Here is a 23,500-nt window from a genome sequence, read left to right as displayed (position 1 = left end):
TACAATTATTTTTACTCCATAAAACATTTCAAGAAATAAAACGTTCAGAAAAATATTACAAATTTAGATTTGATAATTTTAATCAAATTAATATTTTAGCTAAATATCAATACTGATGAAAAAGACCCTAATTCTCTTATTATTCACATGTTCTATTTATTCTCAGAATGAATATCCGCAAGACTATTTCCAAAATCCGCTGGATATTACTCTTGTGCTTTCTGGAACTTTTGGCGAATTACGGAGTTCTCATTTTCATGCGGGATTAGATATTAAAACACAACAAAGACAAGGTTTAAAAGTTTATGCTTCTGCTGAAGGCTACGTGAGTAGAATTAAAGTTTCTCATTACGGCTACGGAAAGGCATTATATATTACTCATCCTAATGGTTACACCACCGTTTATGGGCATCTACAAAAATTTTCAGATAAAATCGAAAAGTTTATCAAGGAATGTCAATACGAAAAAGAGAGCTTTGAAGTTGAAGTTTTCCCTAGTACCAAAGAACTCCTGGTAACTGCTCAAGAAGTCGTTGCCTATTCTGGTAATACTGGTGGCTCAGGAGGTCCGCACCTACATTTTGAAATACGCGACAATCAAGAGCGCCCAATAAATCCTATGTTATTCGGAATAGACGTGAAGGACACAAAGCAGCCTTTTGTATCTGCCGCTTATGCCTATCCGAAAGATGAAAATGCGGTTATCAACGGTAAAAATCAACGCGTACCTCTTCGATTAATTCCCCAGAAAAATGGTAGCTATGAAGCTGAAGAAATTACGGCATATGGTAATATTGGCTTCGGAATTACTTCTTACGATAAACAAGATCTTGCACCTAATAATAATGGCGTAAGTAATATTCAAACATTTTTTAACGGTAATAAAAGTCTCGAAATAGATTTTAAACGCTTTAGTTTCGACGAATCGAAGCATATAAAACGCCTTATCGATTATGGTTACTTCAAGGAAAAGAAGTCGAGAATTCAGAAATTGTTCATTGAAAAGAACAATCCGCTAAGCTTATACAAAGATGCCTACGACAACGGATATGTTAGCATCGAAGATAGTACCTCGTCAGTCTATAAGGTCAGAATACGAGATTATAAAAACAACGAAACTTGGGTAAATATCCCTATTACAGGCCGATATAAAAAAATCGATGCCGATTTAGAGGACAAGTCTAACAAAACACTTATCAACAGCAATCAATACACAGAACTCAAATCTGGTCATATCAGTGCGAATTTCAGTGAAAACACGGTTTACGATGACGTATATATCGACTTTAATGTTAAGAGCGATACTATTCAACTACATACAGATAATATTCCTCTTCAGAAGAATTTCTATATAAACTACGATCTAAGTAATTACAAATCAGAGCACCTCGATAAAATCTTTATTGCACGCTTATATGGTTACTACAAAAAACCTAGTTATGTGACTACCAGACGAAAAGGCAATGTTTTAAGTGCTGGAAGTAAAACCTTTGGTACTTATGCTCTTGCCATAGATACTATTGCCCCTACTATTAAACCTACTAACTTTCAGGATAAGAAGTGGTTAAGTAAGTATCGTTATTTGAAAGTAAAAATCGACGATGACCTTTCAGGTATTAGTAAATACCGAGCAACTGTAAATGGAAAGTGGATTTTAATGGAGTACGATTATAAAACAAAAATGCTAGTACACGATTTTAACGATAACGTCGTTAATGACACAAAGAACGATTTAAAGATAATTGTTACCGATAATGTTGGAAATAATTCTACATTTGAAGCAACATTCTTTAGAAAATAAAACTAGACTTTTTGAAACGCTTACATTTTGTTGTTTTACTCGGCTTGCTTTTTTTCGGGCTCTCCTTCTCACAATCTGCAAAGATTAGGGGTGTTATTCTAGACGAACTCAACAATCCAATAGAAAATGTAAATATTAAAGCCAGTACTGGAGAAGGTACTGCCAGTAATGAAAACGGTTTTTTTGAAATCAGAATTCCTTCAGATACTGAAGTCACCATTGAATTTACACACATCGGCCATGCGCGTGTTGTGCTGAAATTCAACTTAAAAAATGGTCAAGAGTTAGAGTTCAACCCTGTAATGAAAATTGATGTTGAACAAATTCCACCGGTAGTTATCAATTCTAATACGAAACAATCGGTTGAAGGCGTCGTATCCATTTCGCCACAAATGATTAGAACAATCAAAGGTGCACAACCTGGTGTTGAAAATATTCTGAAAACGCTTCCTGGCGTCAACATTTCGAATGAATTGTCCACACAGTATTCTGTGCGTGGTGGTAACTTTGATGAAAATCTGGTTTATGTGAATGAGATAGAAGTTTATCGGCCATTTTTAATCCGTTCAGGAAACCAAGAAGGCTTGAGTTTTGTAAACACAGACCTGGTTCAAAATGTTGATTTCTCTGCTGGAGGATTCCAGGCGAAATACGGCGATAAGCTGTCCTCAGTATTAGATATCACCTACAGAAACCCTGTTAACTTCGGAATAAGAACAGACCTTAGTCTCTTAGGCGGAAGTTTAGCCGCTGAAACCGTTTCAAAAAATGGTAAGTTTTCAGGTATCGCTGGTGTGCGTTACCGAGACAATAGTTTAATTCTGAATAATCTCGAGACTGAAGGTAATGTAGAGCCCGTTTTCGCAGATGCCCAAACGTATTTAACGTATCGCTTTTCAGACAAGTTTCACCTGAATTTCCTTGGAAATATTTCACTCAATCAATATAAATTTCAACCAGAAAACCGCCAAACTAACTTTGGTACGCTTCAAGAACCTGTTGCCTTATTGGTGTTTTATGAAGGTCAGGAAGAAGATCAATATTTTACCTCGTTTGGTGCATTTAAAGCCAATTATTTCGTGAATGATGATCTTACGCTTAAACTTATTGGTTCGGCTTATCATACCACAGAGCAAGAGTATTTCGACATCTTTGCTCAATACCGTTTGGGAGAGGTTAATACCAATATTGGAGACGAAGATTTGGGTGAGGTTGAGTTTAGTGAAGGAATTGGTTCACAGTTAACACATGCTCGTAATAAACTCGATGCTTTCATTGTAAATGTTGAACATCGCGGTGATTATAAAATTGATGAAGAATCTACTGTTGAGTGGTCTGTAAAATATACGCACGAAGACATTAGAGACCGTTTAGTAGAATACGAGATCATTGATTCGGCTGGATTTTCTATTCGACCTCCAAATTTTAGTATACCTAATGAACAGCCATACGAGCCATTTTCTGGTCCGTTAACTGCCTTTGAAAATATTAGAAACACCAACGATATTCAGATAGATCGTTTGCAAGCTTTTGCACAATATAGCAAGCGGACAGAATGGGGTGAAAATGAAGTATTTTATAATGCCGGTATTAGAATTCATAACTGGACAGTTAATGTCTCTGAGACAGATATCTTAAATGACGACGGTGTAACCTCATCAACGCAGACCGTGTTTAGTCCAAGGGCACAATTTGCCCTAAAGCCTAATTGGGAGAAGGATATGCTATTTAGAGTAGCTGGTGGATTATATTATCAACCACCTTTCTATCGAGAATTACGTGATTCTTCAGGTGTAGTTCAGCCTAATGTAAAAGCACAAAAATCTTTTCATATTGTCGTTGGAAACGAATACAGTTTTGAAATATGGGATAGACCGTTCAAACTTGTAACCGAAGCCTACTACAAAGGGCTTTCAGACGTCAACCCTTATACGGTTGAAAATGTTAGGATCCGATATCGTGCCCGAAATAATGCAGACGCCTATGCCTATGGTTTAGACATGCGCCTTAATGGAGAATTTGTCCCAGGAACTGAATCATGGTTTAGTTTTGGATATCTCAAAACAGAAGAAAATATCGATAACCGAGGCTATATTTCGAGACCAACGGATCAACGTTTGAAATTTGGTGCTTTATTTCAGGATTATGTACCGAATATGCCCGATCTTAAGATGTATCTAAATCTCGTCTATAATACTGGTGTTCCGGGAGGTTCACCGAGTTACGCTGATCCGTATGATTTTCAAATTAGATTAAGAGATTACAGACGTGCAGATCTTGGTATTTCATTAGAACTTGTAAATCCAAATAAAACCTACAACTCTCAGTGGAAAAAAGCCTTTAAGGAACTATCGATTGGATTTGAGATTTACAACATGTTCAACAATCAAAATACCATAACTAATACATGGGTTAGAGATGTGTACACACAACGTCAATTTGCGATTCCTAATTTCTTAACCCCAAGAGTATTTAACCTTAGGTTATCAGCGAAATTTTAAAGGATTTCAGCAAACACCTTCTATTTTTTAGCGAAACGACCTAAATCCTCGTTGTAATACAATTCTGGATTCAGCAAAATTTATAAATTTGTAATTGTCTAATTCACTTTAGGTTACCCTACTAAGCTATAGTTAAAAATTATAAAGCATGAAAATTTCCCTCATCGCATGCCTAATGCTATGTTTTAGTTCGGCTTCTGCACAACTCAGTGTAAGAAACAATGCCTATGTCTTCGTTAATGATCAGATCTTATTTGTTGAAGATGATGTTAATTTAGAAGAATCTACTGCAAAAATTTATTTGCGAAGCGAAGCACAACTCATACAAGGTACTGGGACAACTGGTAATTCTGGTATTGGTGAACTAAGCGTCTATCAGCAAGGAAATACGAACCAATGGGAATATAATTATTGGTGTTCTCCGGTTGGTGGTATTCTTTCAGACACCAATGTCAATAATGCTTTTAGAATCAATCAACTTGATGATCCTTTGCTTGGTACTGCGGATCTAATTGATAGTAACGATAGTTTTTTTACAACTAATTATAACGGTAATGACAGTCCGTTGACCATTTCAGATCGATGGTTATGGTCATTTGTGTCCTCAAGTCAGTATAGCCAATGGTTATATCTTGGTGATTCTGGCGATATAGCTCCTGGCTTAGGTTTCACAATGAAAGGGTCTGGTACAACGGCAAATTTCGGAGATACCAATTACGATTTTAGAGGTAAGCCAAATTCAGGAAATATTACTAGTCCGGTTGCTGCTGGTCAGTTCACACTTGTTGGTAATCCTTATCCAAGTGCTTTAGATGCACGCGATTTTTTATACGACACTGATAATTTAGCCGCGATAACGGGTACTTTATTTTATTGGGATCATGACACGAGTACACCACAAAGACAAACACATGTATTACAAGAGTATGTAGGTGGATATCATGAATTCACCATAAATTCAGATGGCTCTTTGCCTACTCTGGCTCCTGCTGTGTTTATGACCTACACTGAAGACGATCAGGAGTTTCCACTGCCTGGCCCAGGAGAAAGTGGTACAAGAACTGCTAGACGTTATATTCCAATCGGTCAAGGATTTATGGTTGAAGGTAGAGTTGGTACCACAGGAACTGTTACTGCTAAGAATTCGCATCGCGATTATGTAAAACTTGGAGCGAGTAGTTCGTTTTTCAGAAATAGTGAAGGTCAGAATGATAATTATGATGGATTTGTATATCAGGATAACGGTTTAGTTGTTGTTCCTTCAGACTATAAGCGTTTCAGAATAAATGTAGACTTTACCGTTTCTGAAAATCAGTATACACGACAAATGATACTTAATTTTCATGATACAGCAACCATGGGCTTTGATTATGGTCTTGAATTATCGCGCTCTAGTAATTACGAATCTGACGCCTATTTTACCATTGATGACAAAGCTTATTCAGCGCAAGCTTATCCATTTAGTGACACATTAATTATTCCTTTGGTTTTAGATATTGAAGAGCAGCAGCCATTACGTTTCAGAATTTTCGATATTCAAAATTTTGAAGACAGTCAGAATATATACATACATGATATTCAAGACAATATCTATGTGAATTTGCGAGATCAGGACTACGAATTGAATATTGATGCTGGTCATTACCCAGATCGATTCGAAATTGTATTTACCGCTGATAATGTTTTAGATATTGAGGATATTGAGTTTAGTGACCTCACCATTCGTCAGAACAACAATGATCAACAATTGAATGTCATTAATCCTAATGGTCTTGATATTAAATCTATTGAGGTATATGACGTTGCTGGTAAAAGAATGCTGAACGGTCTTTATGATACAGTGCAAAATCGTTACGAATTGTCAACTTCGAATTTAAGTGAAGGGGTTTACATTGTAAACGTGAAATCAAACTCTAACGCTGTTACTTCTGAAAAGATCATCGTTAAACACTAACGAAATCTTTTAATACTTCAACCACATAATCGATATCTTCTGTAGTATTAAAAATACTGAATGAAAAGCGCACGGACGGTTGTTTTAATCTTTCGTAGTCTAAAATAGCAGATAAGACGTGTGATTGTTGTGAACTTCCACTCTGACAAGCACTACCTTTAGAACAAGCTATACCTTTAAGGTCGAGTTGAAATTGCAATAGTGGTGCTTTCTCAGGAGCGATAGGCAAACCAACATTTACTAGTGTATACGTACTATTTACAGTGTCTTCACAACCACCATTGAAGCATACATCAGAGATATTCTCTTTTAACTTTTCTATGAAATAGCTTTTGATTTCAGAAACATGTTGACGCTCTTCATCTAAATTATCATAAGCCATTTTTAGAGCTTCATCCATTCCAACGATATTGTGAATAGCTTCCGTACCGGCTCTGAAGCCACGCTCCTGCTCTCCTCCAAAAATTAAAGGTTTAAGTCCTGATTCCTTCCGAACATAACAAAAACCAACACCCTTTGGACCATGAAATTTATGCGCACTTGCTGCTAAAAAGTCAATAGGTGTTTCCTGAAGATCAATTTCGAAATGCCCAACAGATTGTACGCAATCTGAATGAAATAAAGCGTTATAATTTTGACAAAGTGTTGCCACTCTTTTGATATCTAGAATATTCCCTATCTCATTATTGATATGCATTAAACTAACGATCGGCTTTTCCGATGCATTTAATAAGACTTCCAAATGGTCGTAATCGATCATACCACATCCGTCGAGATTTACAAAACTCAACTTAATGTTATATTCGGTCTGTAATTGCTCAGCTGTATGTAAAACAGCATGATGCTCAATTTGAGAGGTAATGATCTCTGTACATCCCAAATCTCTAACGGCACTTCTTAATGCTAAATTATCGGCCTCAGTGCCACCTGAAGTAAATACAATTTCGGAAGCAGAAACATTAAAATATCCAGCAATATTCTTTCTACATTGTTCGAGCAAGGCCTTAGATGCACGACCAAAACTGTGGGTCGAAGAGGCATTGCCAAAATTATTGGCCAAGATTTCAGTCATACGTTGAATGACCTCTGGTCGCAGAGCCGTTGTTGCCGCATTATCTAAATATACTTGCTTCATGCTGCAAAAATATTGTAAATAAAATTATTTGGATAATGCAGCGTTATAATTTTACAAATCATTTATTTTTGCTGAAAAAGAAAGTCCATGCTTCAACGATTTTGCGCTTTATTCTTACTGGTGTTATTAACAACTTGTGATGATGGTGATATCATTAATATTACTTTAGAATTTGATCAGGAGTTGCAACGTTGCGACAATTTTGAAAACTTCTACCTGATTTACGACACCCGAGAAGATCCTAACGAGGCTTTGATTCTGACTTTACCAAAACCAGAGTACGATTATTTATTCGACGAGTTGGCAGAGGACGCTGTAACCACACTTTCTATTAGTTCGGCCACTGGAATTCGTTTTAACTACAGAACCTATAATAGTGTAATAACAGAAGGTGCTTTGTGTAATGAGCTATCTGATCCAAATCTTATCTTAGACAATGACTACGAAACCAACACAGGTGAGGTCATCGTAGACGTTATTATTGTAGATGACGATAATGATGGGATTCCTAGCTTTGAAGAAGATATTAATGGTAATGGCAATTTAGATGATGACGATACCGATCTAGATGGAATAGCTAATTATTTAGACCGCGATGACGATAATGATAATGTTTTAACCATTGAGGAATTGGATGAAGAAAATGCTGATGGGGATGACGACCCTTTAACAAACCCATTAGATACAGACAATGACGGAACACCAAACTATTTAGACAATGACGACGATGGTGACGATATACTTACAAGATTAGAAGATATTGATGAAGAAAAAAATCCTCGCGGTATAAATAATTTAGTTCCTGATGAAAACGGTGTAGATGTCTATAGATATCTTTACAACCATCCGACGGCTATGGAAGCCTTTGCTGATGTAGGATTTAATGACAATGAATATACGAGGTCAATTACAACCAACTTCACTTTGATCAATATTGGATTAGAAATTATCGATGCAACAGTCATTGAACTTGGTTCGTTTGCAAGTCCAAATCAAACTTTCACAACGGTCATTGAAGATTAAGGCTGTAGATTCTGAAAAATTCTAACCTCGGTAGCGCCAAGACCGTAGGTTTTATAATCAGCATCATAAAATTGAACATTGTTATACCTGCCTAAAAGGGTTTCAAGTTCTTGTCTAAGAACACCTTCTCCAACACCGTGAATGAATACCATTTTCGGAATCCGTTTTTTTATAGCAAATTCAAGTTGTCGTCTTGCAGTATCGAGCTGTAGATTAAGCATATCAAAATTTGTCATCCCTTTTGTTGAATCGGTAAGATGATGAATATGGAGATCAACTTCAAACTTAGGTGTATGACGTTCCTTAGGTTTGACTGCAGGTGCAGACTTTCGCTTTTTGATTTCTTTTTCTTGTTTCACAGATTCAATATCTGCATCATAAACTGCAATTTCTAAGGTGTTTTTTTTCGAACTTAGCATTAGTTCAGATGCATCAAATTCGAACTCAAAACCATCTTCAGCCTCTATGGTTACCGAACGTCCAGAAATTCGCGTCACGACACCTGTTATGGCATCATCAATAGTTTCAACGCTATCACCGATATTAATCTTCATCTTCTGGTTCGCTTTTAATAAAAGTCTCATCCTCTTGTCTATCGTACTTGCTAGGGATATTTCTAGAAGTACGGTAGACCCCGAACATAAGCAATACGATACCACTTATTAATAAAAAGGTGTTTTGTTCCGCTCCGGCTTGAGCATAAAAAGCAATAATACTACCAACTGCGATACAAACTATATTTATGGCCCTAGAAATGTTCATTGAATACAATATTTATACAAAAATAAGATTTACAAATATTTTGAATGTAATTGTATTCAACTAATCCGTACATTAGCATCATGCAGCTCCTAATAAAAGGAATAGAAGACTACATGATACCTTGTTTAAACAAGAAACTATTCGGTTTTGAATGTTTGGGCTGTGGTTTTCAACGATCTGTGGCGTTGCTTATTAAGGGTGAATTTGTAGAATCCTTTTTAATGTACCCTGCACTTTATAGCCTTATCGCTCTATTTGGATTTATTGTAGTAAATACCTTCAAAAGTTTTAAAAACGGAAATAAAATTATTAGTATATTGGCAATACTGAATATCGCAGTGATCGTGCTCAGTTATTTAATCAAACTTTACTTTAAATAGATATTATGGAACAACAAAAACTTAATCCAGCACTTGTATATGTATTATCATTTATTGGTTTACTCTGTTGTTGTTTTGGTGGTTTGGGTGTTTTCTTGGCAGGACCAGCATACATCGTAGCTAATAACAACTTAAAAAAAGTAAGTGACGATCCGGAAGCCTATGAGCCTACTAGTGTCTCTGCGATGAAAACTGCTAAAACTGTAGCATTGGTGATCACAATTATTTGTGCTTTAACACTGATCTACAATATCTATGATCTCGCCACAGGAGGTTATGAGGAAAGAAAAGCCATTATGGAAGAATTTATGAGAGGATTTCAAGAAGGAGCGAATAATGCGCAATAGTACTTTTGTTCTATTATTTTTGAAATTCAAATAAATTATATAACTAAATCGTTTAACTAACCATTAAAAATTATGGAAGCAAAACCAACTAGACCACCAAATTATTTAGCATTAGCCATTATTTCAACAATTTTATGCTGTTTACCAGCAGGTATTGTGAGTATTGTGTATTCAACACAAGTAAACAGTGCCTATGACATGGGAGATTACGACAAGGCCATGCGTGCATCAAAAAACGCTAAGACTTGGGGTATTGTTTCTGTCGTTGCAGCTGCAGTAGTATGGATAATTTATGTTGCATTTTTTGGTTTAGCTTTTTTAGGAGCGGCATCTAGTGGTGGGTTCTAAAGCTAAATTCTTATTAATAATAACTATAGTGATAGTATTAATTTTAATGCTATCACTATATTTTTTCTACGATCCTACAAAACACGGATCACCATTTCCAAAATGTCCTTTTCACCAATTAACAGGTTTTCATTGCCCTGGATGTGGCAGTCAGCGTGCCTTGAATAAAATTCTTAATGGCGACATTATTGGAGGAATAAGACACAATTACCTTATCCCTTTTGCTGTATTTGTAATACTATATCAGTTGATCTATTACTTAATTACCAAATACACAACCAAGACCATGAAAAACATTTTTCATAACGCGAAGGTTACAAATGTTATATTAATATTGGTTATACTTTTTTGGGTATTGCGAAATGTTCCGTATTTCCCATTCACAGAAATTGCTCCTTAAACTTCAAACTCTGTTAAGGTCTTAGTAATTATAGACACGCACTCTAACAATTGATCTTCCGTCATAACTAACGGTGGTGCAAATCGAATAATATTACCATGTGTTGGCTTGGCCAAAAGACCGTTATCACGAAGTTTCAAACATATATTCCAGGCCGTATCGCTGTCTTCATCATCATTAATCACAATCGCATTCAGCAAACCTTTACCTCTAACCGAACTTACAATCGAACTGTTTTTGATGTATTTGTTCATTTCTGCTCTAAAGACTTTCCCTAAGTAATCAGCATTCTCTGCAAGCTTTTCATCTTTTACAACTTCGAGCGCAGCAATAGCAACAGCCGCTGCTATTGGATTACCACCAAAGGTACTACCGTGATTACCTGGCTGAATTACATTCATAATTTCATTGCTTGCCATAACTGCCGATACAGGATAAAGTCCACCACTTAATGCTTTCCCTAGAACTAAAATGTCAGGTTTTACATCTGGTGTGTCTGAGCAATCTTTGTTTGGACAACTACAGTTACCACATGTTGCTAATAATCTTCCTGTTCTTGCAATCCCCGTTTGAACTTCATCTGCAATGAATAAAACATTATATTTCTCGCAAAGTGCTTTTGCTTCAATGAGGTAATTTTCACTAGGCACGTAAACACCGGCTTCACCTTGAATTGGTTCAACCATAAACCCTGCAATATTAGGATTCGTGCTTAAAACAGCTTCTAACTCTTTTAGATTATCATATTCAACCTTGATAAATCCGTCTGTGTATGGTCCGAAGTTTTTACGTGCTATCGGATCGTTCGAAAACGAAATTATAGTTGTTGTTCTTCCGTGGAAATTATTCTTGCAAACAACGATCTCTGCTTTGTTTAGATCAATTCCTTTTACTTCATAAGCCCACTTTCTACAAAGCTTCAAAGCTGTTTCTACAGCTTCCGCTCCTGAATTCATAGGTAACATCTTATCGAACTTAAAATACTGAGTGGCGTATTTCTCATAGCGCCCTAGCATATCGTTATAAAACGCTCTCGATGTCAATGTTAATCGCTGTGCCTGCTCGGTCATAGCATTAACGATCTTAGGGTGACAATGTCCTTGATTTAAAGAAGAATAAGCCGATAAAAAATCGTAGTATTTTTTACCTTCTACGTCCCATACATAAACACCTTCACCTTTACTTAATACAACTGGTAAGGGATGATAATTTTGTGCTCCATACTTGTTTTCTAGTGCCATCGCCTCTTGCGATGAAATGTGGTCTAAAACAGCCATTTTAATAAAATTTTAATGATAATAAAAACAACCATTCCTGCTCTACCTTTATTCCTTCGAAGGCTTAGCGCATCCATTTTGAAGTCATGGTGAAGCCTTGAAAAAGCAGCGTGGGAGAGAAATCATCCCTAGATGTGGGCAAGTTACTAAATATTCTGTATGAAATAAAATCCTATTCTGAGATTTTTCCAGAGAGCGAAGACACCTGTAACTCTAATCGTTTTATTTCTCTGATAATTGCCTTTTTATCCATTTGCATCCAGGAGAACAGTTTAAGCATACTCGAAGCCATCAAACTGATGGTTCCAAAAACACCCCATTTTATCAATTCGTTAGTCGCTTCTACCTTAAAAAACTGAATGGCGCAATAAATAAAAAATCCGAAGAAAATAACTTGAACAATGCTCATTAGGTATACGATCCAGCTGTTCTTTCCTCTGAATATACCGAAGATCATATGCCATAGATTTTGTTCATCTAACTCATCGTAAAACTTCGCTTCCTCCTCTGTTAAGGTCTCCTTGATCAACTGATCGATATCTTCCATTTTAGTTTTCATAATTCTTATGTTTTAATGTTGTTTTTAATTTTTCTCTCGCGTGAAACAGCCTTGATTTAGTTGTTCCTATCGAAATATTTAGCAAGTCGCTAATTTGCTTTAAACTGTAGGATTTTAGATAAAAGAGCCTCACGACCATCTTTTGGTTTTGCGGTAAATTATTGATAGCATCTAGTAAAAGTTTTTTCAAGTGTTCATCTGCTGAATGATCCTTTTTTGTCGGATTTGCTTGAAGGTTATATCCTTCGGAAAACCGAACGTTCTTCGACTGTAATCGCAGCCAATCCGTAGATTTGTTACATACAATTCTATAAGCCCAATATTTAAATTTCTTCGGTTCATCGAGTGATTCAATCTTCTGAATAATGGTGCTCCAACTATCTTGCGCTATATCCTTTGCAGCACTTTTATCGCGCGTTATCCAATAGGCTTTATTGCAAAATGGCCGATGCCAACGTTTTACCAGAATGGCAAGGGCTTCCTTGTTACCGGCTTTGAATTTTAAGATCAAAGCTTCATCCGTATCTCGATCATCTTTCAATTAGACCTATTATTTATCGCATTATTTATAAGAGGCTCTCAGCAGTTTTACCCAAAAGCCATGCGCTGTTTGTTTTTCATCCGTACTGAAATAGTTTTCAACAGTGTCAAAAGCATCCTCAATTAAAGCATCATGAAGCCAGCGAATTGTAAAAAGCCACAAAAGACTAGCTCTTAAAGATGTTTTCATCTTTATTTCGTGAATGATTTCTGTTGTTGAATCATCTATGGATTTCAATCTTAATTCGTGTGTTCCGTTAAAACCTTTTGGTTCTGAAAACTTAAACTTGATAAGTTCGCCTTCAATATATTCTACAATTGAATATTTAATTGGACCATGTCTTCCTTTATTCCCAACCTGTAAGCCATTTTCAATCTTCATAGCAGGCCATTTATGTTTGGGCCAGAACTTGTCATTTTTTGAACCTAAAGTCTTCAATAATTCAGACAGCTCATCTTTGTGTTGGGTAATTGTTCTTTTATGAATATTTACAACCTTCATAACCTAATGACGGTGAATTAATGAAAAGGTTCAATTTTATTTTAAACTATTTAAAGATACTCTAAAATGCCACTATATTTGCAGTCAAATTTTATCATCAATGCCAAGACGAGAGCGAAATAAATTTGTGAAACGTGGGGAGATCATCGAAATCCTTATAGAAGACTATGCCTTTGGTGGCAAAGGAATTGGGCGGATTAGAAATGAGCATGGAGAATTTGTGGTTTTCGTTCCTAACACACTTCCTGGACAATTGGTAAAAGCTCAAGTAAAAAAATCGAGTAAAAAATACGCTGAATGTAAACTACTCGATATCCTTAAGGCGTCTGATAATGAAATTGAAATGCCTTATCAAGATATTCCTGGAGCACCTTATATAAATCTTCCTGTCGATTTACAGCACAGCTATAAAAAAAGTAGTACGTTCGAATTGTTTAAACGTATTGGAAAAGTAAAAGATATCGAGTCAAAATTTGATGAGTTTGTAGCATCGCCGAATACATTCCACTATCGCAATAAAATGGAATATGGATTTTCTGCCATTGGTTATGATAGGGATTTGAAAACTGATGTGGATGAATTCACACTAGGTTTTAAACGTCGTGGTCTATGGTGGTGTGGTGATAATCTTGAAAAAGACTCTGGAATATTTGATGCCGAATTAGAAAACAACATACGACATATAAGAACCTATTGCGAAAACTCTACATTGGCGCCTTGGCATGCACCAAAAAAAGAGGGGTTTTTTAGGTATTTAGTAGTTCGTAAATCTTATAAAACTAATCAGCTTCTATTCAATTTAGTAACCACGTCTTACGAATTATCAGAATTCGATCTTGATGAATTTTCGAAATACCTGGTATCACTTTTTGGAGATCGCATTGCTGGGGTTTTGCATACCATCAATGACGAAATTGGTGATAGAACTATTGCCACAACCGGTAGTATTCGTCTGGTTTATGGCGAAGACAAAATTGTAGAAGAACTCCTAGGTCTCGACTTTGAAATTAGCATGAAAAGCTTTTTTCAAACCAATCCGAAATGTGCAGAAAAATTGTATTCTAAGGTTGTAGATTACGCCTTAGAAAACAAGGAAGCCGTTGATAACTCAGTTGTATTAGATCTTTTTTGTGGCACAGGTACCATTGGGCAAATTATTGCGAGTAAAGCTAATAATACAAAAATCATTGGTGTCGACATTGTAGCTTCTGCTATAGAAGATGCCAAAGAAAATGCTAAACGCAATGCTATTGAAGGTTTAGAATTTTATGCGGCAGATGTTGGTAAGTTTTTGAATGAACACCCAGAATATATCAATAAAATAAGAACATTGGTGTTAGACCCAGCACGAGCAGGAATTGCGCCAAAAACGCTAAAAAAAATAATAAACCTAAACGCAGACCGTTTGGTTTATGTATCTTGTAATCCTGCTACACAAGCAAGAGATACCGAACAATTAATGCTTGCCGGTTATCAAATAAAAAAGTTTAGCTTAGTTGATCAATTTCCACATACAGCTCATATTGAAACTGTGGTATTGTTTGAAAAAAATAAATGAAAAGAATAAAGTTTTTACTAGTCTTATTTCTAGTGGTCTTAGTAAGCTGCGAGCGCGACGATATCTGCGCGGAGACTACACCAACTACACCCCGTTTACTTATAGAATTTTACGATGCTGGAAGCCCAGAAGACCTAAAAAGTGTTCCGCGTTTAACCTTATATGGTGAAGGATTAGCCACAGATCCGGTAGAACCTTCAAGTTCAACCTTAATCTTTAATTCTAATTCAAATTCAATTGAATTACCACTAATTGTTGGTCCAGAAAATGAAACGACCACAACACGATTCATATTAGAACAGAATAGCAATTTAAGAATTGATGAAACTGGGACTTCTAACATCGACATCATAGAAATTACGTATACATCAGAATTTCAATATGTTTCTAGAGCCTGTGGATTTAAAAGCATTTTTACAAATTTAAACCTGACGGTCGATGACGACACAGACAACTGGATCAGTTCAATAGATATAATAGAACCAACCGTAGAAAATGAAAATACAGTACATGTTCACATCTTTCATTAAAAGTACAGTTATACTGCTATTGTTTTCTACATTGGCCTTTGCTCAAGGTGAAAAGAAAACAGTCCAAGACACTCTGGTATACAAGCAAAAGTACGGTTTGCGTTTAGGTGCTGACATGAGTAAAATAGCACGTACCTTAATTGATGATAATTATACGGGCTTTGAACTCATGGGAGATTACCGTTTAACTAAACGCATTTATTTGGCTGGCGAAATCGGAAACGAAGAACGCACTATTGATAACGAAGTTTTAACCAATACCACAAAGGGTAGTTATTTCAAAGGTGGGATAGATCTCAATTTTTATAAGAACTGGCTAGACATGGAAAATATGATCTATGTAGGATTCAGAGGTGGTGCCAGTACTTTTACACAAACCCTAGATAATTATAATATTTATAACGTAAATAATCAATACTGGAACCAACAGTTTACGATTCAGGAGGGCACAGAATTTGACGGTCTTACAGCAGTTTGGGCAGAGATCATTTTAGGAATTAAAGCTGAATTGTTTAATAATTTCTTTGCCGGGATCAATGCACAACTTAAGGGATTGATCACGGAAACAGTTCCGGATAATTACGAAAACCTATATATTCCTGGATTTAATCGCACTTATGATAGTGGGCGATTTGGTGTAGGCTTCGGTTTTAATTTGTCGTACTTAATTCCTATATTTAAGAAGGATAAAGTGGTGATTCAAGAGAAAGATGCTGAGGAATAATATCCCTTGTATCTATTAAACTATTTTGAAGTTTATGGACAAAGAAGCTATAGCCGAGTTGATCGACGAAAAACACACGCAACTTATCGATTGGTTGCGGCAACAATCAGAGGAGTCCTGGACAGAAGGCCCAGTAGGAAAATGGACCACCGGGCAACATGCACTTCATTTGTTACAAAGTATAAAGCCTTTGAATTTTGCTTTAAGTATGCCTAAATTTTTTCTAAAGTATAAATTCGGAAAAGCGAATCGTCCAGTAAGAGCATACGATGCTATTGTTAAACGCTATGAAGAACGCCTAGAACAGGCTCAGGGCGCTACTTTCAGAGGTTCACAAAACATGAAGATTCCACCCGTCAGTGAAAAAAACTATATTCTGAATAGATTACAAACAGAAAGCAAAAAACTGCAGTTCAAAACAAAAAAGATGAGTGATAAACATTTAGACAACCTCATCTTGCCGCACCCATTAATGGGTAAAATGCCGATTCGTGAGATTATTATGTGGACAGCACATCACGTAGAACATCATAGCGAGACGCTGAAAACCAAATACTAATTAGCGATTCAAATACGTTAAAACATTAGCTTCTATCCTACTCTGGATATCGCTTACATCAGCCTTCACAAAGGTTTCGCCAGTAATATTTTCGTAAAGCTCAATATAACGATCACTGACGGTTTCAATATATTCATCGCTCATAAAAGGCACCGATTGTCCTTCTAAACCTTGAAATCCGTTACTAATTAACCATTGGCGTACAAACTCTTTAGACAATTGCTTCTGTGCTTCACCTTTATCTTGGCGTTCCTGATAACCATCAGCATAGAAATAACGCGATGAATCTGGTGTATGAATTTCATCGATTAAAACAATCTTTCCGTCTTTAGTCTTACCAAATTCGTACTTAGTATCCACCAAGATCAACCCACGTTCAGCGGCAATCTCGGTACCCCTTTGGAAGAGTTTCCTCGTGTAATCCTCTAGTATTAAATAGTCTTCCTCAGATACGATTTCACGTTTTAGGATATCTTCACGAGAAATATCTTCATCATGATTGCCCTGTTCAGCTTTGGTTGCAGGTGTAATAATGGGTTCAGGAAACTTGTCATTTTCTTTCATGCCTTCAGGCATTGAAACCCCACAAAGCATGCGTTTTCCAGCTTTGTACTCTCGTGCAGCATGACCAGACATGTAACCTCTAATAACCATTTCAACCTTAAATGGTTCACAAAGATGACCTACAGCCACATTCGGGTCTGGTGTTGCCACCAACCAATTAGGTACTAAGTCTTCAGTGTCCTTCATCATTTTCGTAGCAATCTGGTTTAATATCTGACCTTTATACGGAATACCTTTTGGCATTACTACATCGAATGCACTAAGTCGATCGGTTGCAATCATTACTAATTGCTCGTCGTTGATGTTATAAACTTCCCTAACCTTTCCTTTATAGACACTTTTCTGCCTTGGAAAGTTAAAATTGGTATCAATAATCGTGTTACTCATGCTTCTTAGTCTCTATTCTCAATGCTCTTATAAGCTGCAATTACTTTCTTCACTAACTTATGTCGTATCACGTCTTTATCATCGAGGTAAACCATGCCAATACCTTCAACATTCTTCAGCACTAATAAGGCTTCTTTTAATCCTGAAATGGTTCTTCTTGGCAAATCTACCTGACCCGGATCTCCTGTTAGAAGGAACTTGGCATTCATACCCATCCGCGTTAAGAACATTTTCATTTGTGCATGCGTCGTATTTTGTCCTTCGTCTAAGATCACGAAGGCATTGTCTAATGTACGTCCACGCATGAAGGCCAAAGGTGCAATTTGAATGACGCCTTTTTCGATATAACTCTCTAGCTTTTCACTCGGAATCATATCTCGCAATGCATCGTATAATGGTTGCATATAAGGATCGAGCTTCTCTTTCAGGTCACCCGGCAAGAAACCAAGATTTTCTCCTGCTTCTACGGCTGGTCTTGTTAATATGATACGCTTAACTTCTTTGTTTTTTAAAGCCTGAACTGCCAAGGCAACGCCCGTATAAGTCTTACCAGTTCCGGCAGGTCCAATTGCAAAGACCATATCATTTTTGCGAATGCTTTCAACAAGTTTGCGCTGATTAACCGTTTGTGCTTTTATAAGCTTGCCTCCTACACCATGAACAATGACCTCACCGCTTTTCGCAGAAGTAGAATAATCCTCACTGCTATTACTGGTTAAAATACGTTCAATTACATTTTCGTCGAGTTTATTGTACTTCCCAAAATGCTTCATTAGCATCATCATTCTGGTATCGAACTCTTCAAGAAGGTCTTCATCACCGTAGGCCTTTATTTTATTACCGCGAGCAACAATCTTAAGTTTAGGATAGTATTTTTTCAGGAGTTCAATATTGGCATTTTGAGCACCGAAGAATTCTTTAGGTGTAATTTCTTCAAGTTCTAGAATAAGTTCATTCAAAAGGCTACTAAATTTAGTGTTAATCTGTTTTCTTTTCTTAGTTTTGCGTAACGTTTGTGTACGAACAAATCTAACAATTTTACAACCTCAATTCGAAAAAAAATATCAACAATTAATTCATGGCAATCATCACTCTGACCACCGATTTTGGAGAAAAAGATCACTTTGCTGGTGCGATTAAAGGTGCGATCTACAGTGAATTAGCTGATATAAATATTGTTGATGTTTCACATTCGGTGTCCCCTTTTAATATTTCTGAAGCGGCCTACATTATCTTAAATGCTTATAGTAGTTTTCCGAAAGGGACCATTCATATCATAGGAATTGATTCTGAGTTAAACCCTGAAAATAAGCACATTGCGGTTAAGTTAGACGACCATTACTTTATATGTGCCAACAACGGAATTATGAGTATGATCTGTGCTGAAATTGCACCAGAGAAAATTGTGGAGATCAATATTCATGATAAAATTGAAACTAATTTTCCGGTTTTAGATGTGTTTGTTAAAGTTGCTTGCCATATTGCCAGAGGTGGAACTTTAGAAGTGATCGGAAAAGTTATTAACACTATTAAGCCAATTAAAAATTTGATTCCGTTCGTCAACGATGAAAAAAATCAGATTATTGGTTCGGTCATCTATATTGACAATTATGGCAATGTTGTAACCAATATTAAAAAGAAGTTTTTTGAAGACATCCAGAAAACACGCAATTATGAGATTTCGGCGCGGAATCATAAATTCAAAAAGATCTATAACCGTTACAGCGATATAGTAAATTTTGAGATCGACGAAGCCAAGCGAAATGACGAAGGCAAAGGTCTCGTAGTATTTAACTCATCGGGCTATTTAGAAATTGCGGTTTACAAAAGCAATTGCAGCACTGTTGGTAGTGCCTCTACCCTAATGGGTTTAAAAACTATGGATACGGTAACTGTTAACTTTATAAAATCTTAGCATTGTTAGTAAGAATTGTAAAAATGAGTTTTGAACCGTCAAAAATAGATGAATTCTTGTCTAATTTTGAAGCCAATAAATTTAAGATTCGCAGTTTTGAAGGTTGTAATTTTCTAGAATTGTATCGCGATCAGAACAATACTAATATCTTTTTTACGTATAGTTATTGGGATTCTGAAACGCATTTAGAAAATTATAGGCATTCAGAATTATTTAAGGCGGTATGGGCAAAGACCAAACCCTTATTTAATGCAAAACCTGAAGCTTGGAGTGTGGATAAAATTGCAAGCTTAAATTGACGATATATGAAAAAGATATTAATGACTTTGTTATTATGTTCTATACTATCGTGCACTAATAATACTGGTAATATTTCTGGGATGGATTATGTTATTTTTCAATCTGTTGAATCAAACAGATTTAGTGATCATACTCCTACCAAACTAAATCATTCAGAAGTAGAACTTATCGAAACCATTATTAAAACTGAATTAAAAGAAATAATTGAATTTCATAAAATTCAAACAGAAAGGATTTACTCTAATTCAAATAAAAGTGATTTAGAAAATCATATTAAATTTGTTCGACAATATCTACCATTCAGAAACAATCGCAATGAGAAGATCGTATTTATTCAATTTATTTGTAATCCAGATGACAAATATGAAAGGTATAAAAATGAGTGGGAAACAAAGCCTGTTGGAAATATAATTGATGGTGGAAGTTGTTACTTTAATTTTATTGTAGACTTGACAAACAATAGTTTAATTGATGTATCTATCAACAGTGTAGGTTAAAAAAACAAGTGAAATATTTATAAAAAATTAAATGCTAGCAATACTTAAAAAAGAAATAAACACCTTCTTCGCCTCACCAATTGGCTACCTCGTTATTGGTGTCTTTTTGTTATTGAACGGTTTGTTTCTTTGGGTTTTCAAAAGTGAATTCAACATTTTTGATAACGGTGTTGCAAGTCTTTCATCCTTTTTTCTTTTAGCACCTTGGATACTGATCTTTCTTGTCCCAGCCGTAACCATGCGCAGTTTTAGTGATGAAAAGAAACAAGGCACTCTTGAACTGCTAGTAACAAAACCAATTTCTCATTTTCAAATTGTATTAGGTAAATATTTTGGTGCTTTTATTCTCATTCTTTTGGCTTTAATACCAACTGTATTATATGTCTATACGGTTTCACAATTAGGGAATACTAGTGGTCAACTCGATGTTGGCAGTACCTTAGGGTCGTACTTTGGCTTGCTCTTTTTAATTGCGTCTTATACTGCCATAGGGGTTTTCGCCTCTACGCTTTCAGATAATCAAATTGTGACATTTATAGTAGCCGTATTTATTTGCTTCTTTATGTATTTTGGATTTGAAGGACTTTCAAATTACAATGTCTTTGGTAATCTTGTATACATGGAAAGCCTAGGAATGTCTTCGCATTATAAAAGTATGAGCAGAGGTGTTATTGATACCCGAGACCTGATCTATTTTATAAGTGTTGCCGTGGCATTTTTAATTTTCACAAAACTTAGAATTCAAAAACGATGATAATTACCCCATTTTTAGTAATCTCTATGATCATAGTCTTTGTGCTACTATTCTTGTTTTTGAATACTGTAGATAAACGCAAATGGTTAACGGCCATAATAAGTTTGGTACTGACACCTTTTGTGTACTTCTATATGTTTTATCCATTCATAAATATCGTAAGCAATTATCATCACCAGAAGTATTTTGATAGTGAGGCTTGGATTGAAAAGCCAGCACTACGCTACGAAATGATAGATGAAACTATTGCCTCAGACACTTTAGTCGGACTCTCAAAACAAAAGGTGAATGAGTTATTGGGCAATTACGAGTGGTTGTCGTGGGACGATGCAAAAAAAGCCCATGATGACAACAAATGGAATTATGGTTTAGGTATTGAACCCGGTGCTTTCAATGACGATAAGGAATGTGTTGAAATAACTTTTGAAAACGACAAGGTGGTATCCTTAAAATCATATCAGGAGAAAATTACATACGAGACGAAAGATGAAGAAGAATAAGACTTTAATTCAAATACTCGTTGTCATAGTAGGGCTGATCGTGATTAATGCCCTCTCTAGTCAGTTTTACGGCAGATATGATCTTACTCAAGATCAACGTTACACGCTTTCGGATGCAACCAAAAGTTTAGTTGAGGATATTGATTCGCCTCTCATTATTGATGTATTTCTTGAAGGCGATTTTCCTTCAGAATTTAGATTACTTCGAACTGAAGTAAGACAGATCATTGAAGAATTTCAATTACAAACTAACAAGATCAAGGTTAATTACATCGATCCAATTGCTGATGAAACCACACGGCAGCGTAATATAGAAGAGTTAACCAAATCTGGATTAGAACCCTATATCAACACGGATAACAGTTCGGGGAAAGTTACTCAAGAATTAATTTTTCCATGGGCCTTTGCCAGTTATAACAACCAGACTGTTAAGATCCCTCTACTAAAACGAAGTATTACGGAAGGACTACAAGAGCAGATTAACAATTCTGTTCAAGGATTAGAATATGCCTTTGCTGATGGCTTTAGCAAACTGATAAAAGGTAAAACCAAAACCATCGCTTTTTTGAAAGGAAATGGCCAACTCGATGATTTAGATTCTGAAGGACGAATAAACACCAAAAATCTCAATGATTTTTTAACTACACTTCAGCCCTATTATAATATAGGTTTTTTCACTTTAGATAGTGTTGCTAAAACACCTGAAAGAGCATTGAATCAACTGCGCCAGTTTGACCTGATTGTTTCTGCAAAACCAACAGAAGCCTTTACTGAAAGCGAAAAACTAGTTTTGGATCAGTATACCATGCATGGTGGAAAAAGTTTATGGTTAACGGAGTCTGTAGTTATGGATACAGACAGTCTTTATAACGAAAGTGGCAGTGCAGTAACTACGATAAGGGATTTAAATCTTACAAATTTCTTTTTTAGGTATGGCGTTAGAATAAATCCTAGTTTGGTTAAAGATCTATTCTCTGCACCAATTATGTTGTCTCTAGGTGAAGGCAACCCGCTTCAGCCATTGCAATGGCAATACTCGCCGTTAGCAAAAGCGAATTCTGATCATCCAATCACAAAGAATCTCGATATCATTAAGTATGATTTTGCAAGTCCGATCGATACTTTAAAAAATGACATTTCAAAAACGATATTGCTTCAGAGTTCGCCAAAATCTAAAATTGAAGGCACACCGGCAATTATTTCCTTATCTGATGTGACAACAGCACCAGATGAAGACAGTTTTACTTCAGGGCCTCAAAATTTAGCTGTGCTTTTGGAAGGAGAATTTACATCGGTTTATGACCAATTGGTTTTGCCTTTCAAAATGAAAGAATTTAAATCTAAAAGCGCTCCAACGAAGATGGTAATTATTTCGGATGGTGATGTGATCAAAAATAAGGTCCGAAGAAATCGTCCGATAAAACTTGGTTTAGACGAGTTTTCTGGTCGTGTTTATAGCAACACCGAATTCTTGCTGAATACCGTAAATTATCTCTTAGATGATACCGGACTTATAAACATCAGAGCTAAAGAAATAAATATCGCATATTTAGATTCAGACAAGCTTAAAGATAGTAAAGGGCAATGGCAATTAATTAACATTGCACTTCCTCTAATTTTTTTGGGTATTTTTGGGTTTGCCTTCAACTACTTTAGAAAGAAAAAATATACCTAGACTTTGTT

General features: G+C 36.0%; 27 protein-coding genes. 18 read left to right on the top strand and 9 right to left on the bottom strand.

Annotated features, from left to right (window positions below):
- Nucleotides 1-115 precede the first annotated feature (115 nt).
- The 3 genes from DDY94_RS11440 to DDY94_RS11430 all read left to right on the top strand — a co-directional run bounded on the left by DDY94_RS11440 (nucleotide 116) and on the right by DDY94_RS11430 (nucleotide 6,256).
- Nucleotides 116-1,801, top strand: a complete 1,686-nt coding sequence (locus tag DDY94_RS11440; RefSeq protein WP_111684248.1) for a M23 family metallopeptidase — start codon at nucleotides 116-118, stop codon at nucleotides 1,799-1,801.
- An 11-nt stretch (nucleotides 1,802-1,812) separates the two neighbouring features.
- A complete protein-coding gene (locus tag DDY94_RS11435; RefSeq protein ID WP_111684247.1) occupies nucleotides 1,813-4,302 on the top strand; it encodes a carboxypeptidase-like regulatory domain-containing protein in 2,490 nt (829 codons plus the stop codon).
- 148 nt (nucleotides 4,303-4,450) lie between these two features.
- A complete protein-coding gene (locus tag DDY94_RS11430; protein ID WP_111684246.1) occupies nucleotides 4,451-6,256 on the top strand; it encodes a T9SS type A sorting domain-containing protein in 1,806 nt (601 codons plus the stop codon).
- Here DDY94_RS11430 and DDY94_RS11425 read toward each other — a convergent pair.
- Entirely contained in the window at nucleotides 6,246-7,391 is a 1,146-nt protein-coding gene (locus tag DDY94_RS11425) for a cysteine desulfurase family protein (RefSeq protein WP_111684245.1), read from the bottom strand. The two genes, DDY94_RS11430 and DDY94_RS11425, sit on opposite strands and share 11 nt — an antisense overlap.
- An 87-nt stretch (nucleotides 7,392-7,478) precedes the next feature.
- Here DDY94_RS11425 and DDY94_RS11420 point away from each other — a divergent pair, with 87 nt between their 5' ends.
- The gene (locus DDY94_RS11420) at nucleotides 7,479-8,414 is read left to right on the top strand and encodes a hypothetical protein (RefSeq protein ID WP_111684244.1); all 936 of its coding nucleotides are present in this window, start codon (nucleotides 7,479-7,481) and stop codon (nucleotides 8,412-8,414) included.
- Here DDY94_RS11420 and DDY94_RS11415 read toward each other — a convergent pair.
- Both DDY94_RS11415 and DDY94_RS11410 read right to left on the bottom strand, forming a co-directional pair.
- Nucleotides 8,411-8,968, bottom strand: coding sequence for a Smr/MutS family protein (locus DDY94_RS11415; protein ID WP_111684243.1), 558 nt, complete (start codon nucleotides 8,966-8,968; stop codon nucleotides 8,411-8,413). The two genes, DDY94_RS11420 and DDY94_RS11415, sit on opposite strands and share 4 nt — an antisense overlap.
- Nucleotides 8,958-9,176 carry a hypothetical protein gene (locus tag DDY94_RS11410; protein WP_111684242.1) on the bottom strand — a complete coding sequence of 73 codons (219 nt, stop codon included), beginning with the start codon at nucleotides 9,174-9,176 and terminating at the stop codon, nucleotides 8,958-8,960. The genes DDY94_RS11415 and DDY94_RS11410 overlap by 11 nt, the downstream gene beginning before the upstream one ends.
- An 80-nt stretch (nucleotides 9,177-9,256) precedes the next feature.
- On the opposite strand from DDY94_RS11410, the gene DDY94_RS11405 reads away from it, so the two are divergent.
- From DDY94_RS11405 to DDY94_RS11390, 4 genes are all read left to right on the top strand, one after another.
- Nucleotides 9,257-9,556, top strand: coding sequence for a DUF2752 domain-containing protein (locus DDY94_RS11405; RefSeq protein WP_111684241.1), 300 nt, complete (start codon nucleotides 9,257-9,259; stop codon nucleotides 9,554-9,556).
- 5 nt (nucleotides 9,557-9,561) lie between these two features.
- The gene (locus DDY94_RS11400; protein WP_111684240.1) at nucleotides 9,562-9,903 is read left to right on the top strand and encodes a CCC motif membrane protein; all 342 of its coding nucleotides are present in this window, start codon (nucleotides 9,562-9,564) and stop codon (nucleotides 9,901-9,903) included.
- A gap of 72 nt (nucleotides 9,904-9,975) precedes the next feature.
- Nucleotides 9,976-10,251, top strand: a complete 276-nt coding sequence (locus DDY94_RS11395) for a CD225/dispanin family protein (RefSeq protein ID WP_111684239.1) — start codon at nucleotides 9,976-9,978, stop codon at nucleotides 10,249-10,251.
- Nucleotides 10,252-10,297: 46 nt separating this feature from the next.
- Nucleotides 10,298-10,651, top strand: a complete 354-nt coding sequence (locus DDY94_RS11390) for a DUF2752 domain-containing protein (protein ID WP_157957307.1) — start codon at nucleotides 10,298-10,300, stop codon at nucleotides 10,649-10,651.
- On the opposite strand, the gene rocD is transcribed toward DDY94_RS11390, so the two are convergent.
- From rocD to DDY94_RS11370, 4 genes are all read right to left on the bottom strand, one after another.
- Nucleotides 10,648-11,928, bottom strand: a complete 1,281-nt coding sequence (gene rocD, locus DDY94_RS11385) for an ornithine--oxo-acid transaminase (RefSeq protein WP_111684237.1) — start codon at nucleotides 11,926-11,928, stop codon at nucleotides 10,648-10,650. The two genes, DDY94_RS11390 and rocD, sit on opposite strands and share 4 nt — an antisense overlap.
- Nucleotides 11,929-12,100: 172 nt before the next feature.
- A complete protein-coding gene (locus DDY94_RS11380) occupies nucleotides 12,101-12,487 on the bottom strand; it encodes a DUF6768 family protein (protein ID WP_111684236.1) in 387 nt (128 codons plus the stop codon).
- Nucleotides 12,477-13,028: an RNA polymerase sigma factor gene (locus tag DDY94_RS11375; protein WP_111684235.1), complete on the bottom strand. Its 552-nt coding sequence runs from the start codon at nucleotides 13,026-13,028 to the stop codon at nucleotides 12,477-12,479. The genes DDY94_RS11380 and DDY94_RS11375 overlap by 11 nt, the downstream gene beginning before the upstream one ends.
- Before the next feature lie 21 nt (nucleotides 13,029-13,049).
- On the bottom strand, nucleotides 13,050-13,529 hold the full coding sequence (locus tag DDY94_RS11370) for a hypothetical protein (protein WP_111684234.1): 480 nt from the start codon (nucleotides 13,527-13,529) through the stop codon (nucleotides 13,050-13,052).
- 100 nt (nucleotides 13,530-13,629) lie between these two features.
- On the opposite strand from DDY94_RS11370, the gene rlmD reads away from it, so the two are divergent.
- From rlmD to DDY94_RS11350, 4 genes are read left to right on the top strand one after another with little or no spacing between them, the layout of a single operon-like run.
- A complete protein-coding gene (gene rlmD, locus DDY94_RS11365; RefSeq protein ID WP_111684233.1) occupies nucleotides 13,630-15,087 on the top strand; it encodes a 23S rRNA (uracil(1939)-C(5))-methyltransferase RlmD in 1,458 nt (485 codons plus the stop codon).
- Entirely contained in the window at nucleotides 15,084-15,617 is a 534-nt protein-coding gene (locus tag DDY94_RS11360) for a DUF6452 family protein (RefSeq protein ID WP_111684232.1), read from the top strand. Before rlmD ends, DDY94_RS11360 begins: the two co-directional genes overlap by 4 nt.
- Nucleotides 15,583-16,341 (top strand): DUF6048 family protein, encoded by a 759-nt coding sequence (locus tag DDY94_RS11355; protein ID WP_232817865.1) that lies wholly within the window; start codon nucleotides 15,583-15,585, stop codon nucleotides 16,339-16,341. The genes DDY94_RS11360 and DDY94_RS11355 overlap by 35 nt, the downstream gene beginning before the upstream one ends.
- Before the next feature lie 34 nt (nucleotides 16,342-16,375).
- Nucleotides 16,376-16,900: a DinB family protein gene (locus tag DDY94_RS11350; RefSeq protein WP_111684230.1), complete on the top strand. Its 525-nt coding sequence runs from the start codon at nucleotides 16,376-16,378 to the stop codon at nucleotides 16,898-16,900.
- On the opposite strand, the gene DDY94_RS11345 is transcribed toward DDY94_RS11350, so the two are convergent.
- Both DDY94_RS11345 and DDY94_RS11340 read right to left on the bottom strand, forming a co-directional pair.
- Complete coding sequence (locus tag DDY94_RS11345) at nucleotides 16,901-17,851, bottom strand: phosphoribosylaminoimidazolesuccinocarboxamide synthase (RefSeq protein ID WP_111684229.1); 951 nt, start codon at nucleotides 17,849-17,851, stop codon at nucleotides 16,901-16,903.
- 5 nt (nucleotides 17,852-17,856) lie between these two features.
- On the bottom strand, nucleotides 17,857-18,810 hold the full coding sequence (locus DDY94_RS11340; RefSeq protein WP_111684228.1) for a PhoH family protein: 954 nt from the start codon (nucleotides 18,808-18,810) through the stop codon (nucleotides 17,857-17,859).
- Between the two features lie 119 nt (nucleotides 18,811-18,929).
- On the opposite strand from DDY94_RS11340, the gene DDY94_RS11335 reads away from it, so the two are divergent.
- Genes DDY94_RS11335 through gldG form a run of 6 tightly spaced genes read left to right on the top strand, consistent with a single transcriptional unit; the run spans nucleotide 18,930 to nucleotide 23,492 of the window.
- Nucleotides 18,930-19,766 (top strand): SAM hydrolase/SAM-dependent halogenase family protein, encoded by an 837-nt coding sequence (locus tag DDY94_RS11335; protein ID WP_111684227.1) that lies wholly within the window; start codon nucleotides 18,930-18,932, stop codon nucleotides 19,764-19,766.
- A gap of 2 nt (nucleotides 19,767-19,768) precedes the next feature.
- Entirely contained in the window at nucleotides 19,769-20,065 is a 297-nt protein-coding gene (locus DDY94_RS11330; protein WP_111684226.1) for a putative quinol monooxygenase, read from the top strand.
- 21 nt (nucleotides 20,066-20,086) lie between these two features.
- Nucleotides 20,087-20,563, top strand: a complete 477-nt coding sequence (locus tag DDY94_RS11325; protein WP_157957306.1) for a hypothetical protein — start codon at nucleotides 20,087-20,089, stop codon at nucleotides 20,561-20,563.
- Between the two features lie 31 nt (nucleotides 20,564-20,594).
- A complete protein-coding gene (gene gldF, locus DDY94_RS11320; RefSeq protein ID WP_111684224.1) occupies nucleotides 20,595-21,317 on the top strand; it encodes a gliding motility-associated ABC transporter permease subunit GldF in 723 nt (240 codons plus the stop codon).
- A 26-nt stretch (nucleotides 21,318-21,343) separates the two neighbouring features.
- The gene (locus DDY94_RS11315; RefSeq protein WP_232817864.1) at nucleotides 21,344-21,817 is read left to right on the top strand and encodes a hypothetical protein; all 474 of its coding nucleotides are present in this window, start codon (nucleotides 21,344-21,346) and stop codon (nucleotides 21,815-21,817) included.
- Entirely contained in the window at nucleotides 21,804-23,492 is a 1,689-nt protein-coding gene (gene gldG / locus DDY94_RS11310; protein WP_111684222.1) for a gliding motility-associated ABC transporter substrate-binding protein GldG, read from the top strand. Before DDY94_RS11315 ends, gldG begins: the two co-directional genes overlap by 14 nt.
- The last annotated feature ends 8 nt before the right edge of the window (nucleotides 23,493-23,500 follow it).

This window comes from Winogradskyella tangerina, assembly GCF_003260205.1.
In the GTDB taxonomy this organism is placed as follows: Bacteria; Bacteroidota; Bacteroidia; order Flavobacteriales; family Flavobacteriaceae; genus Winogradskyella; species Winogradskyella tangerina.
Note: the sequence above shows the minus strand (reverse complement) of the source record. Positions and strands in the feature narration are given on the sequence as shown.

What these genes read in the sequence shown, in the direction of transcription:
- rocD (WP_111684237.1), bottom strand. Translation starts at nt 11,928, where the DNA reads ATGGCTGTTTTAGACCACATTTCATCGCAAGAGGCGATGGCACTAGAA.
- DDY94_RS11395 (WP_111684239.1), top strand. Translation starts at nt 9,976, where the DNA reads ATGGAAGCAAAACCAACTAGACCACCAAATTATTTAGCATTAGCCATT.
- DDY94_RS11430 (WP_111684246.1), top strand. Translation starts at nt 4,451, where the DNA reads ATGAAAATTTCCCTCATCGCATGCCTAATGCTATGTTTTAGTTCGGCT.
- DDY94_RS11355 (WP_232817865.1), top strand. Translation starts at nt 15,583, where the DNA reads ATGAAAATACAGTACATGTTCACATCTTTCATTAAAAGTACAGTTATA.
- DDY94_RS11360 (WP_111684232.1), top strand. Translation starts at nt 15,084, where the DNA reads ATGAAAAGAATAAAGTTTTTACTAGTCTTATTTCTAGTGGTCTTAGTA.
- DDY94_RS11410 (WP_111684242.1), bottom strand. Translation starts at nt 9,176, where the DNA reads ATGAACATTTCTAGGGCCATAAATATAGTTTGTATCGCAGTTGGTAGT.
- DDY94_RS11400 (WP_111684240.1), top strand. Translation starts at nt 9,562, where the DNA reads ATGGAACAACAAAAACTTAATCCAGCACTTGTATATGTATTATCATTT.
- DDY94_RS11335 (WP_111684227.1), top strand. Translation starts at nt 18,930, where the DNA reads ATGGCAATCATCACTCTGACCACCGATTTTGGAGAAAAAGATCACTTT.
- DDY94_RS11345 (WP_111684229.1), bottom strand. Translation starts at nt 17,851, where the DNA reads ATGAGTAACACGATTATTGATACCAATTTTAACTTTCCAAGGCAGAAA.
- DDY94_RS11420 (WP_111684244.1), top strand. Translation starts at nt 7,479, where the DNA reads ATGCTTCAACGATTTTGCGCTTTATTCTTACTGGTGTTATTAACAACT.
- DDY94_RS11370 (WP_111684234.1), bottom strand. Translation starts at nt 13,529, where the DNA reads ATGAAGGTTGTAAATATTCATAAAAGAACAATTACCCAACACAAAGAT.
- DDY94_RS11325 (WP_157957306.1), top strand. Translation starts at nt 20,087, where the DNA reads ATGACTTTGTTATTATGTTCTATACTATCGTGCACTAATAATACTGGT.
- rlmD (WP_111684233.1), top strand. Translation starts at nt 13,630, where the DNA reads ATGCCAAGACGAGAGCGAAATAAATTTGTGAAACGTGGGGAGATCATC.
- DDY94_RS11415 (WP_111684243.1), bottom strand. Translation starts at nt 8,968, where the DNA reads ATGAAGATTAATATCGGTGATAGCGTTGAAACTATTGATGATGCCATA.
- gldG (WP_111684222.1), top strand. Translation starts at nt 21,804, where the DNA reads ATGAAGAAGAATAAGACTTTAATTCAAATACTCGTTGTCATAGTAGGG.
- DDY94_RS11425 (WP_111684245.1), bottom strand. Translation starts at nt 7,391, where the DNA reads ATGAAGCAAGTATATTTAGATAATGCGGCAACAACGGCTCTGCGACCA.
- DDY94_RS11315 (WP_232817864.1), top strand. Translation starts at nt 21,344, where the DNA reads ATGATCATAGTCTTTGTGCTACTATTCTTGTTTTTGAATACTGTAGAT.
- DDY94_RS11405 (WP_111684241.1), top strand. Translation starts at nt 9,257, where the DNA reads ATGCAGCTCCTAATAAAAGGAATAGAAGACTACATGATACCTTGTTTA.
- gldF (WP_111684224.1), top strand. Translation starts at nt 20,595, where the DNA reads ATGCTAGCAATACTTAAAAAAGAAATAAACACCTTCTTCGCCTCACCA.
- DDY94_RS11350 (WP_111684230.1), top strand. Translation starts at nt 16,376, where the DNA reads ATGGACAAAGAAGCTATAGCCGAGTTGATCGACGAAAAACACACGCAA.
- DDY94_RS11440 (WP_111684248.1), top strand. Translation starts at nt 116, where the DNA reads ATGAAAAAGACCCTAATTCTCTTATTATTCACATGTTCTATTTATTCT.
- DDY94_RS11380 (WP_111684236.1), bottom strand. Translation starts at nt 12,487, where the DNA reads ATGAAAACTAAAATGGAAGATATCGATCAGTTGATCAAGGAGACCTTA.
- DDY94_RS11390 (WP_157957307.1), top strand. Translation starts at nt 10,298, where the DNA reads ATGCTATCACTATATTTTTTCTACGATCCTACAAAACACGGATCACCA.